Below are 14,693 nucleotides of genomic sequence, written 5' to 3' on the forward strand. Positions count from 1 at the left end.
GAGAAGCCGCTCGCCCGCCTCAGGATCTTTCGAGGTTAGCCTGAATTTGCGCATGAACACGCATGCAGGTGCGCAGATCTTCTTCGTCGATACCGTTGAACACCTCGATACGCAGCGCCGTGGCGATGGCTTCGATTTTTTCAATCAGCGGCAGGGCGGTGTCGCAGAGGACGATTTTCTTCGCGCGTCGATCTTCCAGTACCGCCTGACGTTGCACCAACCCTTGGGTTTCCAGGCTGTCGAGCAAACGTGCCAGGGTTGGGCCTTCAACCGCAACGCTTTGCGCCAGCTCGCGCTGCGTAGGTGGTTCCTTGAAGCGGGCCAGATGCAGCAACACCAGCCACCGGGCCTGGGACAGCCCCATGTCAGCCAATCGTCGGTCAAGCTCGGCTCGCCACCCGCGGGTGATTTGCGCAAGTTGCATACCGAAACGATGTTCATCAGTCATTGGCATAGAAAACTCATGGTTGAAACTAATTATTAGCCAGCTAACCATGGACCCCGGACGGTGGCAAGTTTCCTGCTGTGTCCTTTGGTCGCAGTACTGTCAACGCCTGGGCTGCAGCGAATCTCAGACTTCGAATTCGGACTGCAACGCAGCGCGCACGCAATACAACACACCTTCGGGAACGCGCCCGCTGAACTGTTCGGCAATGGCCGCAACCGGCGGCAGTTCGCCCTCGCCATCCAGGAAGGCATCCTGAACTTCACCCAGCAGGTCTTCCGGCAGATCAAGGGCCTGTTCAAGGGATAACTGCTGCTTGCCGATGGCCTCGGCAAGCATGGTGTAGACGTTTTTCTCCGAACATTGCAGCTGACCGGCAATCTGCATCGGGGTCATCCCGGCCCGGGCCAGACTGATCAGTTCATGACGCACGTCGGCAACCACTTTCGGCGCCTCGGCGGTGCCGCTCAGCACCTCAAGGAACGCCTGACCATAGCGCTCCAGCTTGCGCGCGCCGACGCCGCTGACCTGCGCCATGTCCGACAAGGTGTCGGGTTTGCTGCGCAGCATCTCCAGCAAGGTGGAATCCGGGAAAATTACATAAGGCGGCACGCCGTGTTCTTCGGCCAGCTTGCGACGCAAGGCGCGCAAGGCTTCCCATTGCTCGCGCTCTTCGCCACGCACCAGTTGACTGGCCGGGCTGGAGCCGCCTTTGGCAGTGGTTTGCGGTTTCAGGTCGCGACGCAACTCAAGGCTGACTTCGCCGCGCAATAAAGGCCGACAGGTATCACTCAGGCGCAAGCCGCCGTAGCCTTCCAGATCGATATCCGCCAGCCCGCGCGCGACCAGTTGCCGGAACAACGAACGCCACTCGCCTTCGGAGCGATCCTTGCCGACGCCAAACACGGCCAGGTGCTGATGGCCGAAGCTCTGCACCTTGTCGTTGGACTTGCCCAGCAGCACGTCGACCAGATGCCCGACGCCGTAGCGCTGCCCGGTGCGATAGATCGCGGAAAGCGCCTGTCGTGCCGGTTCGGTGGCGTCCCAGGTCTGCACGCCATCCACGCAGTTGTCGCAATGCCCGCAAGGTTCGGGCATGTCTTCGTCGAAGTAGGCCAGCAGGGTCTGACGACGGCAGCGGGTTTCTTCGCACAAGGCCAGCATGGCATCGAGCTTGTGTTGTTCCAGACGCTTGTGCCGTTCATCGCCTTCGGAGTTTTGCAGCATCTGCTTGAGCATCACCACGTCTTGCAAACCGTAGGTCATCCAGGCATCGGCCGGCAAACCGTCGCGGCCGGCGCGCCCGGTTTCCTGGTAGTACGCCTCCAGCGACTTGGGCAAATCCATGTGCGCGACGAAGCGAACGTTGGGTTTGTCGATGCCCATGCCGAAAGCAATGGTCGCCACCATGATCAAGCCTTCCTCATTAAGGAAGCGTTTCTGGTTGGCAGACCGGGTTTCAGACGGCAGACCCGCGTGATAAGGCAGCGCCGGATATTTGTTGTCGCAGAGAAACGCGGCAACTTCGTCGACTTTCTTGCGCGACAGGCAATAAACGATGCCCGCGTCGCTGCGCCGTTCGGAGAGAAACGCCAGCAACTGCTTGCGTTGCTGCTCCTTGGGCACGATGCGGTAAAAAATATTCGGCCGGTCGAAACTGGACAGAAACCGCTCGGCATTCTGCAAATGCAGGCGCGTAACGATCTCTTCACGGGTCCGTTTGTCGGCGGTGGCGGTCAGGGCGATGCGCGGAACGTCGGGAAACAGTTCGGCCAACTGGCCGAGTTTCAGGTATTCAGGCCGGAAATCATGGCCCCATTGGGATACGCAGTGGGCTTCATCGATGGCGAACAGGCCGATCTGCAGGTTTTGCAAAAACGCCAACATGCGCGGCTGGACCAGACGTTCCGGGGCCAGATAGAGCATTTTGACCTCGCCCAGACGAATCCGGTTGGCCAGGTCACGTTGCTGTTCGGCGCTGAGGGTCGAGTTCAACGCCGCGGCGGACACCCCCAATTCCTCAAGCGTCGCCACCTGGTCGTCCATCAAGGCGATCAACGGTGATACCACGACTGTCAGGCCGTCGCGCAACAGTCCGGGAACCTGGAAGCACAAGGACTTGCCGCCGCCGGTGGGCATCAGCACCAAGGCGTCGCCGCCGTTGGCCACGCGTTCAATAATGGCACCCTGGCGACCACGAAAGCTGTCATAGCCGAAGATGTCTTTAAGTACGCGTTGTGCCTGTTCGAGCATAAAAACCCCAGATTGTCCTGCTGCACTGCAAAGCGCGGCAGTATACCCGACCGCATAAAGGCAAAGGACAGCGGCGACACGAGCGGTCGAAATTAACCTCAAACGGCCTCGCCGCTGGCGCCCACGGCTCTCAGAGCCTAGAATTCAGCATCGTTTATTTCCAAGGTAGTCTTTCAATGTCCTTCGCTGAGCAACTAAACCGCCTGCAAGCCTTCCTCGATGCCGATGAGCTGCATGACGAGGCGCTGGACTACGTGGCCGCTCACGGCTACATGACCGCCCTGTCCATCTGTGCCGAAACCGTTCCCGAGCGTGAATGGATCGATGCCTTGTTCTCCGAGCCGCCGCATTACGAAAGTGACGCCCAGCGCGAAGAAATCGAAGCCACGCTGATCCAGTTGCAGGCGCACATCGCCCGCCAGCTGGCATCCGACGAGGAATTCGAGCTGCCCTGCGATCTCGATCTGGGCGACGAGCCTGACGATTCCGATCTGCGCGGCTGGTGCATCGGCTTCATGGAAGGCGTGTTCCTGCGTGAAAACGCCTGGTTCGAAAGTGCCGAAGAAGAAGTCAGCGAAATGCTGCTGCCGATCATGGTCGGCTCGGGCCTGTTCGACGAGCAGCCTGAGTTCGCGGACATCGCCCAGGATGCCAACCTGATGGACGACATGATCGTGCAGATCCCGGAAGCCCTGACCGCGCTGTACCTGCTGTGCCAGGCGCCGGACGAGAAACCGGCGATCCTCAAGCCTCGCCACCACTGAGTCGGCGCCTATGGCGCAAGATTCACCCCGCACGAGTCGTAACCGGTTCGTGCGTTATGCCCTTCAAGCCATCGGCTGGGTGAGCGTGACGCTGGGTGTGATCGGCATATTCCTGCCCATCCTGCCCACCACGCCATTTCTGCTGCTGGCCGCCGCCTGCTTCGCCCGAAGCTCGCCGCGCTTCTATCACTGGCTGGTCAATCACAAACGACTCGGCCCGTGGATCCGCGATTACCTCGAAGGCAACGGCATCCCCCTCAGAGCCAAGGTCTACGCCATCGGCCTGATGTGGATCAGCATCGGTTTTTCCTGCTACCTGATCGCCCTGCCCTGGGCCCGTGGCTTCATGCTGACCAGCGCGGTGCTGGTGACAATTTATATCGTGCGGCTGAAGACGCGGGAATAAAGCACCGTAGGTTCGGATTTCCAACACATGGAGTGCGGTGAGCCAATTAAAGATCCCAGGCTCGCAATATCCTGCCTTTGTGGGAGAGGACTTGTCCTCGATGGCCAGCCCAGACGACCTTGATCCACCTGAACTACCTGCAGTGCTGAATTTACCGCCTTCGAGGACAAGTCCTCTCCCACAAGGCGTTAGACCGTATCCGTCTTCATTGAATGATCCCCCAGCATTCCGGTAATGATCGACGCGGTGTCTGCGCCGCCAGCAATCATGCCGCCAGAGCCGGGTGTCACGCCGTACTGGGTTGCCAGATCGACCCCCGCCAGATCAATGGTCTGGGTCGGCGCCGCGCCTGCTCCGGGTCCCACCTCGATGCTCGACACCAGATCCGCGCCGCTGCCGGTCACCTTGAAATGCAGATAATCCTCCAGTGAATCCCCGGTAGCGGTTATGCCCTGCAGCAATTGCGAAAGGTCCAGTGTGTCGCTGCCGATGGAGAAATCCGTGATTTGATCATGACCGCTGTCACCCGCCAGCCATTGAAAGGTGTCGGCACCCAGCCCACCGGTCAGCGTGTCGTCACCGGCAGCTCCGATCAGCACGTCGTTGCCCTGCCCGCCGTTGATCACGTTGGCTTCCCAGTCGCCGGTCAGATGATCGTCATGGTTAGATCCGATGAGGTTCTGGATGTTGATCAAGGTGTCGGTGCCTGCGCCGCCAGTGTCCTGCGGTTCTGTCGAGGCGCTGGTGACGGTGACGCCGGAAGTCGCCAAAGCATAACTGGCGGTATTGTTGCCCGCACCGCCATCCATCACGTCGTTGCCCGGCCCGCTGAACAGCACGTCATTACCGTTATCGCCGTACAGGTCGTTATTCCCGGCACCGCCGTAGAGCACATCGTTGCCGTCGCCGCCCGACACGCTGTCATCGCCCGCGCCGCCAATCAGCACGTCGTCGCCTTGGGTGCCCTGCAGAGTGCAACCTTCCTGATAATCAATGCTGACCACCGCCGAGTCGCTGCCGCCATGGGCATCGTTGACGGTGTAGAGGCTTTCGTAAGTGGGCGTGGTATCGACACCGCTGTAGTCGATGGACAGGTTCAGCGTGTAGTGCTCGCCGGTATCGCTGACACCGGGATCGGGTTGGTTGACCAGCAGGATGCGATAAACCCCGTCTTCAGTGGCGGTGAATGTGCCGTCGGCTTCCAGTGACTGAAACGCGCCCTGGTCCAGCTGCCAGAGCACGCCAATCGAATCGTTGGCGTTATGCACATCAACCAATACCGATTCACCGGCCTTCAACTCGACGCTGTATTGATCGTGAGCATTGGCCGGCGCACCGCTGAAAGCGCCCAGGTATCCGGTCAGGACCACCATGGCGGTGATCGCGCTGTTGCTGAAAAAGTCGCTGCGTTCCAGGGTTTTCAGTTGGTTGCTGACCTTGTCGCGGGTGCCGTCGAAGTCGATGGTCTTCAGGTGACTGGCGGAGAAATCTTCACCCCGCGCCTGCCAGCCGGTGTTGAACACTGTCGGCGTGGCGCTCAACGGGTCGCCGTTGGCGGAAACGTCATTGGCCAACAGCAGCGCCGCAGGCACTTCGATGCTGGACGACAGCACGTTGGTGATCACGTGGTCGGCCACGGCGGTCGGACCTTGATCCGCAACCGGGCTGCCGGGAACATGAATCAGCAGATTGGCACCGGCCAGGTCGCCGTCGTTATCGCTGATGACATAGCTGATCTGTTCGGTCAGCGCCGCACCGCCCACAGCACTCGCCGGGGTGTACGTGAACGCCCCGCTGAGCACATTGACCACCAGCGTCCCGCCGTGATCGCTGACGACGGTGAGGTTGCCGGTCGTGGCGTTGAAACTGCCGTGATCCGTGCCTTGTGCGGTCACCGCGCCGGTTTTTGGATCGTAGGAATAGACCGTTTGGTCGACGGTGATCGACTGGATAAATCCACCGTCGGCACCGAATGCGCCACCGCTCAGCAGGCTGCCGCTGGTGCCACCTTGGACTGTACCGGTGAGCACCGCGCTCAACTGGCCGAGATCGGTGACGATGACCGCGCCACCAGTCCCTTGGGCATTGTTGTTATGGGCGATAGGGTCAAGATAAGTCCCGCTGATGTCGGTGCCCAGGCCAATGGCGTATGCATCAATGCCATGGCTGTCGAGAAAGCTCACCCACGCGTCATGCTCGCCGGGGTCGATGCCGTCGCCCTGTTGCGGGTTGGGCTGGCTATTGGGGTTGGTGTGGGTTGGCGACAAAGTTGGATTGCCGTCCGAGAAGAAGTAGGCAAGGTTCTGCGCTCCGGCGAGGCTGCCCTCGGTGACAAACGCGGCTTGCGCGCCCGCCAGCGCCGCATCGTAGTTGGTGCCATTGCCTGCATCCAACGCGTTGATCAGGCTCTTGGCCGTGGCGACGTCAACCCAGACATCACTTAATACACCGGCCTGGCTGTTGAACGAGACGATCTGCACTTTCACGTCGCCCATGGCGGCGTAGTTGTCCAGCAATTCACTGATGGCCTGCTTGGCCAACTCCAGGCGGGACAAGCCGTTGACCCCGGACGGGTCTTTCATGCTCTCGGAATTATCGATAATCAGCAGCAGGTTGGTGCAGACCGGCTCGGTGGTGACGGCAACTTCAATGTTCGCGGCCTGGGGCAAATCATCGACGATGGTGATGTCCAGCGTGCTGGTCGCCGAATCGTTATCAACGTCGGTGGCAATCACAGTGATCTGCTCGCCGGTGGTGTTGGCGCCCTCCCCGTCGGGATGCGGCGTCGAGCCGTTCAAGGTGTAGCTGTAGCGCACCTCTCCGGTGTCGGGGTCATAACCGATGACGCTGAAGGTGTTACCCAACGCGGTGGTGACGGGTTGCGAAAAATCAGCGACCACACCGCCACTGACCACGACAATGCCGCCCACGGTCAGGTTCTGCAGCCCATCCACGGCCGTCACCTTGAAACTGCCGGTCTGCGTCAGAGTATCGCCATCACTGGCCGAGCCCGACGGCAGGTTCGCTTCATTGAGGGTCAGGGCACCGCCGGAAAGCTCGACGCCGTGGTCGGCTGGCGGTTCTACCGGGGGCTCAACCGGTGGTTCGGGCGGGGTAACCGGCGGTTCTGTTGGCGGTTCAACCGGTGGCTCGGTCGGGGGCGTCACCACGGGCGGTTCGATGGGCGGCTCTACCGGCGGCTCAGGAGGTTGAGCAGGCGGCTCGATGATCGGCGGCACGACCACCGACGGCGCATCAGGCGAACCGTTGCGAAAGCCTTCGATGCGGCCCTCGGGAAACTCCGGCACATCGGTGAATCCGGCCGTCGGGAAGCCGATCACCGGGGTCACCACGCCACCGGTTTCCGTCAACAGCACAGCCGAATGACCGCCACCCAACGCGCCGGGCGTACCGCCGGGATTGTCGGGACCGGTAGCCGGCGCGTCCGCGACCTGCGTCGGGTCGGCACCGGCGGCAATGGCTTGCTGCAACTGCTGGACTTCGGCGAGCTGGGCGATGGTCGGCGTTATCGGGTCCGCAGTGTCGACATGGGTGGCGTGATTGGCAAGGATCTGCGCCGTCAGCGGCAACTGGCTGTCGCGCCCAAGCGTCAGCTCGCCACCGGCTGCCAGATGCACCGCCACCGCACCATTGGCGCCGGTCTGCAGTTGCTCCCCCGCAAACAGCCGATCGCCTGGCTGCAAGACGCGTCGTGTGCCGTCCTCCGCGACGGCAAAAACTTCCCCTACCACTTGTCGCACCGTACCGATGAGCCTGGCCATATTCCCTCCATTAATCACAACAATCAGGTCCGTAAACCTTACAAATTCGCTTGAAAATGCTTCTGGCACGTTACGAAAACTGGCTTGAATTTCCATATCGACAAAATACTGACACTCGTAAAATTCAGATATTTGCTTTAAAAATCAGCCAATTCCAGCCAGTCAAAATATCGCCATTAATCCGTAATTCTTAATTTAGGCACCTTAAGCACCTGTATTTACTGGATCAAGCCAACCAACAATCGCTGCTCTTTGAAAAAACGCATAAGTTTTTTTTGGCATAAGGCTTATGAAAAAAACGTCTTGGCAACGCCCAAAGTTGTTCTTAGCTGTGATGTTACAAACCTGATACGGTTTCCATCGCAGAAAACGCCATTTTAATGGCGAAACGAACATTACTACTTAGGGAGAAGTACTCATGCGCGATTTGACCCCGCTCTACAGTGCAGTCGTGTTGGCGGTGGCCTGTGCCCAAGCGCAAGCCATGTCCTTGACCGATGCGATCCAAAGCACCATCAACAATCACCCGGAAATCCACGCCAGCAAGAACAATCGACTGTCTGCCGATGAGGATGTGAACGTCGCCAAGGGCGGGTACTTGCCCACCGTGGATCTGATCGCCGCGTATGGTCGCCAGCGTGTCGACAATCCAACCACCCGCGCGCTGTACGGCCACGAAGACAAATCGCTGAACTACACCCAGTCGGAGCTGCGCCTGCGCCAGTTGTTGTTCGATGGTTTCAATACCCCCAATGAAGTCGGACGCACCAAAGCGGTGGTCAACTCCCGCGCCTATTACGTACAAGGCACTTCGGAAAGCCTCGCCCTGCGCGCGATCGAGGTGTATCTGGAAGTCCTCAAGCGCCGGGAACTGCTGACCCTGGCCAAGAACAACCTGCAAGCCCACTTGCGCATCAACGATCAGATCGGCTTGCGCAGCGACCGCGGCGTCGGGACCACCGCCGACCGTGACCAGTCGCGAGCGCGCCGGGCATTGGCCGAAAACAATTTCTATACCGCGCAAGTCGACCTCGCCGACGCCGAAGCGAACTTCTTCAGTGCCGTGGGACGCGTGCCGGACGAGCTGGAATCCCCGCCGTCGATCAAGGGTGAAGTGCCGCTGAGCCTGAGCGATGCGCAGAAAAGCATGCTGGTCAACAACCCGTACCTGAAGTCGGCTCAGGCCGATGTGCAGGCCGCCGAGAAACAATACGAGATCGCCAAGTCGCCGTTCTACCCACGCTTTGACGCCGAACTGGCCGTCGGCGCCAACGACAACCTGCAAGGCGAGGAAGGCCACGACAACGAATGGCGCGCCGCCGTGGTGATGAATTACAACCTGTTCAACGGCAACCGCGACAAGGCGCGCATGCGTTCCGATTCCTACAAGACCGGCCAGGCCATGGATATCCGCAACAACGCCCTGCGCATGCTCAACGAGAACATGTCACTGGCCTGGAACGCCATGAACAACGCCCGCCAGCAAACCCCGGTAGCACGTGAGTACGCCGAGACCACCACCCGGGTTCGTGCCGCTTATCAGGATCAGTTCGGCCTCGGGCAACGCACCTTGCTTGATCTGCTGGACAGTGAAAACGAGCTGTACAACGCCAGCCGCCGCTACACCGAAGTGCGCTACACCGAAGAGTTCGCCATGTACCGGGTGCTGGCCACCGAAGGCGAATTACTGCGCAAGCAGCGTGTGGTGCTGCCCGCTGAAGCGTTGGCGCTGACGGAAGTCAAAAGCGAAGCCCGCCTGCCCGAATTGAAATAGTGCATCCGCCCAGGGAGTACGCCCGTGACAAGCATGGAATTGCCGCACCCACTCGACCCTCGTTCAAGCTTTGACGACCCGTTGCTCGACGGCTTGTTGATCCTGTGCAAGCTGCACGACTGCACGGCAAGCCGCTCCAGCCTCAGCGCCGGCCTGCCGCTGGCGCAACAGCGTCTGAGCGCGGATTTACTCCCGCGCGCCGCTGCCCGGGCGGGCTTGCAGGCGCGCTGGTTGCGCCGCGAGCTGAACACCATCGACCCCTTGAGCCTGCCGGTCCTGTTGTTGTTCGAAGGGCAGAGCTGCGCGGTATTGCGCAGCTGGGGCGAAGACGGCCGAGCGCTGATCCTGCCGTGCGAGAGTGATGGCGGTGAGCAATGGGTCACCCGTGACGAACTAGGCCAACGCTACAGCGGCCAGGCGTTGTTCGCCCGCCCGCGCCATGAGCTGGAAGACCTGCGTGCGCCGCTGGTGCCACGGGTCAAGGCGTGGTTTCGCGACACCCTGAAACTGTCGCGCTGGCTCTACAGCGATGCGATTCTCGCCAGCCTGTTGATCAACGTGCTGGGCCTGATGGTGCCGCTGTTCGTCATGCAAACCTATGATCGCGTGGTGCCCAATCAGGCCTTGTCGACACTGTGGGTGTTGGCCATCGGCTTGTTGGTCGGCACGCTGTTCGAACTGGCGTTGCGCTTGATTCGCGCGCATTTGCTGGATCAGGCGGGCCGCAAAACCGACGTAATCCTGTCCGCGACGCTGTTCGAACGCATCACCGGCATGGCCATGAAAGCGCGCCCCGCCACGGTCGGCGGTTTCGCCCAGAGCATTCACGATTTTCAAGGTCTGCGGGAATTTCTCACTGCTGTCACCTTGACCAGCATGATCGACCTGCCCTTCGCCGCGTTGATGCTGGTGGTGATCGGCCTGCTCGGCGGCTGGCTGGTGTTGATTCCGTTGCTGGCCTTTCCGCTGACGATTCTGTTTGCCTGGCTGATCCAGATTCGCCTGCGCGACACCGTGCAAAAAAGCCTGAGCCTGGGTGCCGAACGCCAGGCGCTGCTGATCGAAACCCTCGGCGGCCTGGAAACCCTCAAGGCCTGCGGCGCCGAAGGCCAGCGCCAGCATCAGTGGGAAACCACCCACGGCGCGCTCACCCAACTGGACAGCCACGCCCGCAATCTTGCTGCGCTGGCCAGCAATGGCACGCTGTTCGTGCAGCAGTTTTCCGGCATGGCGACCATCGTCGCCGGGGTGTACAGCATCGTCGCCGGTAACCTCAGCGTCGGTGCGCTGGTGGCGACGTATATGCTCGGCAGCCGGGTCCTGGCGCCGCTGGGGCAGATCGCCGGATTGATCACGCGCTACCAGCAAGCGCAACTGACCATGAAAAGCACCGACGCGTTGATGTCCCTGCCTCAGGAACGTGACGCCGCCCAGCGCTCCCTGGAACGCACGCCATTGCTGGGCGCCATCAGTTTCAGCCAGGTGAGTTTTAGCTATGGCAAGCAAGGCCCGCAAGCGCTGTCCGGCATCAGCTTCAAGGTCCGGCCGGGTGAGCGGATCGGCATTATTGGCCGCAGCGGTTCGGGAAAAAGCACCCTGGCGCGGCTGATGATGGGTTTCTATGAACCGGACGAGGGCCAGTTGTTACTCGACAATCTGGACCTGCGCCAACTGGACATCGCCGACCTGCGCCAACAGATCGGTTATGTCGCCCACGACCTGCCGCTGCTGGCCGGTAGCCTGCGCGACAACCTGACGCTGGGCGCGCGCTACATCAGTGATTCACGAATGCTGGAAGTCGCCCGCATCACCGGCGTCGACGAGCTGGCCCTGCGTCACCCGCAAGGTTTCGACCGGCCGGTAGGCGAGCGCGGCCAGCTGCTTTCCGGCGGTCAGCGTCAGGCGGTGCTGTTGGCCAGGGCATTGCTGCTGGACCCGCCGATCATGCTGCTGGATGAACCCACCAGCCACATGGACAACGGCAGCGAAGACGTCCTGCGCCAGCATCTGTACGAATTGATGCCCGGCAAAACCCTGCTGTTGGTCACTCACCGCATGTCGATGCTGACGCTGGTCGACCGGCTGGTGGTGATAGACAGCGGCAGGATCGTCGCCGATGGCCCCAAGGACGCGGTCATCGAAGCATTGCGCAAAGGCCAGATCGGCTCAGCCTCGGTTTAAGGAGCAGCACTTATGTCAACCATTCAAACCCCGCGTTATTTCAACCCGCGCCTGCGCGATGACCTTGAGTTCATGCCTTACCGGGCCGGCGCCTTGAATCAGGATGCATCGAGGACTTCCCGGGTGACCGTCTGGGTCATTGCCGCGCTGATGGTCACTGCGCTGGTCTGGGCAAAATTCGCCGTCCTCGAAGAAGTGACCATGGGCGAAGGCAAGGCGATTCCGTCGAGCAAAGTGCAGGTCATCCAGAACCTGGAAGGCGGCATCGTCACCGAGATTTTTGTCCGCGAAGGGCAGATGGTGAACAAGGGCGAAACCCTGCTGCGCCTGGATGACACGCGCTTTCGTTCGAACAAGGGGGAGAGCGAAGTGGACCGCTACACCTTGACCGCCCAGGTTGAACGCCTGTCCGCCGAGGCAGAAGGCCGGCCTTTCAAACTTTCCGATGAGGTCATCGCCAAGGCGCCACAGGTGGCGGCGGACGAACTGGCGCTGTATCAATCCCGGCAACGCCGTCTGGCCAGCGAGCAACGTACGCTCAACGAACAGTTGCGCCAGAAAACCCAGGAACTGGCGGAGTTTCGTTCCAAGCAGGATCAATACCGCAACAGCCTTGGCCTGGTTCAGGAGGAGTTGAACATGTCCGCGCCGCTGGTGGGGTCTGGCGCGGTTTCGCCGGTGGAAATCCTGCGCCTGAAACGCAGCGCCGTGGAAATTCGCGGTTCCATGAACGCCACGACCCTGGCCATTCCGCGCGCAGAATCGGCGATCAACGAGATCAAGAGCAAGGTCCAGGAATCGGAATTCGCCTTTCGCTCCGACGCGTCAAAGGAGCTCAATGAAAAACGCGCAGAATTGTCCAAGATCAGCGCCAACAGCATCGCCATCGACGACCGCGTGACGCGCACCACGGTGGTCTCTCCGGTGCATGGCATCGTCAAGATGCTCAAGGTCAACACCATCGGCGGCGTCGTCCAGCCAGGCAGCGATCTGGTCGAAATTGTACCGTTGGAAGACAACCTGTTGATCGAAGCCAAGGTCCGTCCGCAAGATGTGGCTTTTCTGCATCCCGGCCAGAAAGCCATGGTCAAGTTCAGCGCCTATGACTACACCATTTATGGCGGCCTGCCGGCCAAACTGGAACTGATCGGCGCCGACACCATTACCGACGACAAGGGCAACAGCTTCTACCTGATCCAGGTGCGCACCGATCGCAATCACCTGGGCAACGACGCCAAACCGCTGCTGATCATCCCCGGCATGATCGCCACCGTGGATATCATCACTGGCGAGAAAAGCGTGATGGATTACCTGCTCAAACCGGTCCTCAAAGCCCGGACCGAAGCGCTGCGGGAGCGGTGAGGAAGATCTCCAGCGCCGGGTTTGTGGGAGCGAGCTTGCTCGTGAAGGGTTTCAGGCGCTGCAGATGGGCGCCCGAGCCGACGCCCTCCCGGCTGAAGCCGGTCCTACGGGATCGCAGCCTGCTCTGGTTATTTCTTCTTGTCCCGCGCAAACGCCGCTTCCAGCGCCTCATTCAGGGTGCGTAACACTTTGACCCGGGCCCAGCGTTTGTCGTTGGCTTCGATCAAGGTCCAGGGGGCGATTTCGGTGCTGGTGCGGTCGACCATGTCGCAGACCGCATCGCGGTATTGCGGCCATTTCTTGCGATTGCGCCAGTCGTCGTCGGTGATCTTGTAACGCTTGAAGGGGATTTTCTCCCTGGCCTGGAAACGCTCAAGCTGGGTTTTTTCGTCAATGGCCAGCCAGAATTTGACCACCACAATCCCGGCGTCGGTGAGCTGTTCTTCAAAGTCGTTGATTTCGCCGTAGGCCCTTAGCCAGTCCGCTTCGCTGCAAAACCCTTCCACGCGCTCGACCAACACCCGACCATACCAGGAGCGGTCGAAAATGGTGAATTTGGGCTTTGCCGGAATCTGCCGCCAGAAACGCCATAGATAAGGCTGCGCCAGCTCATCCTCGGTAGGCGCAGCAATGGGCACGATGTTGTACTGACGCGGGTCAAGCGCCGCCGCGACCCGGCGAATCGCCCCGCCTTTGCCCGCAGCGTCGTTGCCCTCGAACACCGCCACCAGCGCATGTTTGCGCATGCGCTTGTCACGGATGTTGCCGGACAGCCGCGCCTGCTCGGTGATCAACTGTTCTTCGTAATCGTCCTTGCTCAGGTTCAACGTCATGTCGAGGCTGCTCAACAAGGTGATATCGCCATGACCGGGCGGCAGAGGCGGCACGGTGACGACCGTTGATTCGGCTTGCGGCGTTTTCAATGCTGCCTGCAAACCTTCAAGCAACAAACGGCCGACCGTCAGGCTGCGGTAGTACGGGTCGACGCCCTCGATCACATGCCAAGGCGCGTAGTCGCGACTGGTGCGCCGCAGCACACGCTCACCGAAGCGCACGAATTTGTCGTAGGTCTTGGATTGCTGCCAGTCCAGCGGGCTGATCCGCCAGCTGTGCAGCGGATCATCCTTGAGTTGTTTGAGGCGCGATTTCATTTGCTTCTTGGACAGATGAAACCAGAACTTGAAAATCACCGCGCCTTCATCGCAGAGCATTTTTTCCAGACGTTCGGAGCCATTGATCGCCTGATCCAGCACCGCGTCCTTGAACAACCCATGCACGCGACCTTGAAGCATCTGGCTGTACCAGTTGCCGAAGAAAATCCCCATGCGACCCTTGGCCGGCAACTGGCGCCAATACCGCCAGGCCGTGGGATGGGCCAATTCCTCATCGGTTTGCTGATCAAAGGTCCGCACTTCGATAAAGCGCGGGTCCATCCATTCATTCAGCAGCTTGACCGTTTCACCTTTGCCCGCGCCTTCGATGCCGTTGATCAGCACGATAATCTGGCGACCTGCCTGCTCGTGGAGATCAAACTGAGCGTCGAGCAATGCTTCACGCAAGGCGGGTACTTCGGCGTCGTAGGTTTCTTTGGCGATGACGTGACCGATTTCAGCGGATTCGAACATGAGCGGCTCTCTTGAGAAGGTCTGCGGCTAATGTAGACCAGCTTGATGTGCTGGCGATCCTCGTGGATCAATTAAAAGGCCCGTCGTTTTGAATGACGGGC

Annotated in this window: 9 protein-coding genes; 5 read left to right on the top strand and 4 right to left on the bottom strand. The window is 60.3% G+C overall.

What is annotated here, in order from left to right; all coding sequences use genetic code 11:
• Window positions 1-19: 19 nt before the first annotated feature.
• Together CFII64_RS08700 and recQ are read right to left on the bottom strand one after the other, a co-directional pair.
• Window positions 20-454 (bottom strand): MarR family transcriptional regulator, encoded by a 435-nt coding sequence (locus CFII64_RS08700; RefSeq protein ID WP_020290417.1) that lies wholly within the window; start codon window positions 452-454, stop codon window positions 20-22.
• A gap of 117 nt (window positions 455-571) precedes the next feature.
• Window positions 572-2,698: a DNA helicase RecQ gene (recQ, locus tag CFII64_RS08705; protein WP_020290418.1), complete on the bottom strand. Its 2,127-nt coding sequence runs from the start codon at window positions 2,696-2,698 to the stop codon at window positions 572-574.
• 176 nt (window positions 2,699-2,874) lie between these two features.
• Between recQ and CFII64_RS08710 the strand changes: the two genes are divergently transcribed.
• Both CFII64_RS08710 and CFII64_RS08715 read left to right on the top strand, forming a co-directional pair.
• Complete coding sequence (locus CFII64_RS08710) at window positions 2,875-3,462, top strand: YecA family protein (RefSeq protein ID WP_020290419.1); 588 nt, start codon at window positions 2,875-2,877, stop codon at window positions 3,460-3,462.
• Window positions 3,463-3,472: 10 nt separating this feature from the next.
• Window positions 3,473-3,868: a YbaN family protein gene (locus CFII64_RS08715; protein ID WP_020290420.1), complete on the top strand. Its 396-nt coding sequence runs from the start codon at window positions 3,473-3,475 to the stop codon at window positions 3,866-3,868.
• Between the two features lie 188 nt (window positions 3,869-4,056).
• On the opposite strand, the gene CFII64_RS08720 is transcribed toward CFII64_RS08715, so the two are convergent.
• Window positions 4,057-7,650, bottom strand: a complete 3,594-nt coding sequence (locus CFII64_RS08720) for a retention module-containing protein (RefSeq protein ID WP_020290421.1) — start codon at window positions 7,648-7,650, stop codon at window positions 4,057-4,059.
• A 418-nt stretch (window positions 7,651-8,068) separates the two neighbouring features.
• Here CFII64_RS08720 and CFII64_RS08725 point away from each other — a divergent pair, with 418 nt between their 5' ends.
• From CFII64_RS08725 to CFII64_RS08735, 3 genes are read left to right on the top strand one after another with little or no spacing between them, the layout of a single operon-like run.
• Window positions 8,069-9,424 (top strand): TolC family outer membrane protein, encoded by a 1,356-nt coding sequence (locus CFII64_RS08725; RefSeq protein ID WP_020290422.1) that lies wholly within the window; start codon window positions 8,069-8,071, stop codon window positions 9,422-9,424.
• Between the two features lie 24 nt (window positions 9,425-9,448).
• Complete coding sequence (locus CFII64_RS08730) at window positions 9,449-11,605, top strand: type I secretion system permease/ATPase (protein WP_044901252.1); 2,157 nt, start codon at window positions 9,449-9,451, stop codon at window positions 11,603-11,605.
• A gap of 12 nt (window positions 11,606-11,617) precedes the next feature.
• The gene (locus CFII64_RS08735) at window positions 11,618-12,967 is read left to right on the top strand and encodes an HlyD family type I secretion periplasmic adaptor subunit (RefSeq protein ID WP_020290424.1); all 1,350 of its coding nucleotides are present in this window, start codon (window positions 11,618-11,620) and stop codon (window positions 12,965-12,967) included.
• Between the two features lie 128 nt (window positions 12,968-13,095).
• On the opposite strand, the gene pap is transcribed toward CFII64_RS08735, so the two are convergent.
• Window positions 13,096-14,592 carry a polyphosphate:AMP phosphotransferase gene (pap, locus tag CFII64_RS08740; RefSeq protein ID WP_020290425.1) on the bottom strand — a complete coding sequence of 499 codons (1,497 nt, stop codon included), beginning with the start codon at window positions 14,590-14,592 and terminating at the stop codon, window positions 13,096-13,098.
• Window positions 14,593-14,693 lie beyond the last annotated feature (101 nt).

This window comes from Pseudomonas sp. CFII64, assembly GCF_000416235.1.
Classification (GTDB): Bacteria; Pseudomonadota; Gammaproteobacteria; order Pseudomonadales; family Pseudomonadaceae; genus Aquipseudomonas.